This window comes from Halomonas sp. DP5Y7-2 (assembly GCF_019802025.1).
In the GTDB taxonomy this organism is placed as follows: Bacteria; Pseudomonadota; Gammaproteobacteria; order Pseudomonadales; family Halomonadaceae; genus Halomonas; species Halomonas litopenaei_A.
The window spans coordinates 1-1,948 of record NZ_JAHVHY010000014.1 but is presented as its reverse complement, the minus strand read 5'-3'; the positions used below and the strand labels follow the sequence as shown (position 1 = coordinate 1,948).

At 54.7% G+C, this 1,948-nt stretch carries 2 rRNA genes; both read left to right on the top strand.

Features of this window, described 5'->3' with window-relative positions:
- Nucleotides 1-1,721 (top strand): 23S ribosomal RNA (locus tag KUW18_RS19525); the annotation flags it as partial.
- A 106-nt stretch (nucleotides 1,722-1,827) separates the two neighbouring features.
- Nucleotides 1,828-1,943: ribosomal RNA gene (rrf, locus tag KUW18_RS19520) — 5S ribosomal RNA — on the top strand.
- Nucleotides 1,944-1,948: the final 5 nt, after the last annotated feature.

Genomic DNA, 1,948 nt, shown 5'->3' with positions numbered 1-1,948 from the left:
CGCGGTAGAGGAGCGTCGTGTAAGCCGATGAAGGTGTGTTGAGAAGCATGCTGGAGGTATCACGAGTGCGAATGCTGACATGAGTAACGACAAGGGGAGTGAAAAACTCCCCCGCCGGAAGACCAAGGGTTTCTGTTCGACGCTAATCGGAGCAGAGTGAGTCGGCCCCTAAGGCGAGGCCGAAAGGCGTAGTCGATGGGAAACGGGTCAATATTCCCGTACCTCACAGTATTGCGATGGGGGGACGAAGAAGGCTAGGTGAGCCAGGCGTTGGTTGTCCTGGTGAAAGCCAGTAGGCTGAGGATTCAGGAAAATCCGGATCCTTAAGGCCGAGAGGCGAGACGAACTGACTACGGTCAGGAAGTCATCGATGCCACGCTTCCAGGAAAAGCCTCTAAGCTTCAGATACTGTGGGACCGTACCCCAAACCGACACAGGTGGTCAGGTAGAGAATACCAAGGCGCTTGAGAGAACTCGGGTGAAGGAACTAGGCAAAATGGTGCCGTAACTTCGGGAGAAGGCACGCCGCATTAGGGTGAAGGTCCTCGCGACCGGAGCCTGACGCGGTCGAAGATACCAGGTGGCTGCAACTGTTTATTAAAAACACAGCACTCTGCAAACGCGCAAGCGGACGTATAGGGTGTGACGCCTGCCCGGTGCCGGAAGGTTAAGTGATGGTGTTAGCTCACGCGAAGCTCCTGATCGAAGCCCCGGTAAACGGCGGCCGTAACTATAACGGTCCTAAGGTAGCGAAATTCCTTGTCGGGTAAGTTCCGACCTGCACGAATGGCGTAATGATGGCCACGCTGTCTCCACCCGAGACTCAGTGAAATTGAAATCGCAGTGAAGATGCTGTGTACCCGCGGCTAGACGGAAAGACCCCGTGAACCTTTACTACAGCTTCACACTGGACGCTGATGTTGCTTGTGTAGGATAGCTGGGAGGCTTTGAAACCCTGTCGCCAGATGGGGTGGAGCCAACCTTGAAATACCAGCCTGGCATCATTGGCGTTCTAACTCAGGACCGTAATCCGGTTCGAGGACCGTGTGTGGTGGGTAGTTTGACTGGGGCGGTCTCCTCCCAAAGAGTAACGGAGGAGCACGAAGGTACCCTCAGCACGGTTGGAAATCGTGCATTGAGTGCAAGAGCATAAGGGTGCTTAACTGCGAGACAGACACGTCGAGCAGGTACGAAAGTAGGTTCTAGTGATCCGGTGGTTCTGTATGGAAGGGCCATCGCTCAACGGATAAAAGGTACTCCGGGGATAACAGGCTGATACCGCCCAAGAGTTCACATCGACGGCGGTGTTTGGCACCTCGATGTCGGCTCATCACATCCTGGGGCTGAAGTCGGTCCCAAGGGTATGGCTGTTCGCCATTTAAAGTGGTACGCGAGCTGGGTTTAGAACGTCGTGAGACAGTTCGGTCCCTATCTGCCGTGGGCGTTGGAGATTTGAGAAGTGCTGCTCCTAGTACGAGAGGACCGGAGTGGACGTACCTCTGGTGTTCCGGTTGTCATGCCAATGGCATTGCCGGGTAGCTATGTACGGACGGGATAACCGCTGAAAGCATCTAAGCGGGAAGCCCCCTTCAAGATGAGATCTCCCTGAGGCCTTGAGCCTCCTAAAGGACCCAGCAAGACCAGCTGGTTGATAGGCCGGGTGTGGAAGCGCTGCAAGGCGTTGAGCTAACCGGTACTAATGGTCCGTGAGGCTTGACCATATAACACCCAAGAGGTTTTGGTCGATGGTGTCACGACATAATTGACGGATACGTGGGACGTATCGAGCAAGACTTTGCCAGCATTGATATACATTGCCTTTTTTCGCCTGACGACCATAGCGAGTGGGAACCACCTGATCCCTTGCCGAACTCAGAAGTGAAACCGCTCAGCGCCGATGGTAGTGTGGGGTCTCCCCATGCGAGAGTAGGTCATCGTCAGGCATTTA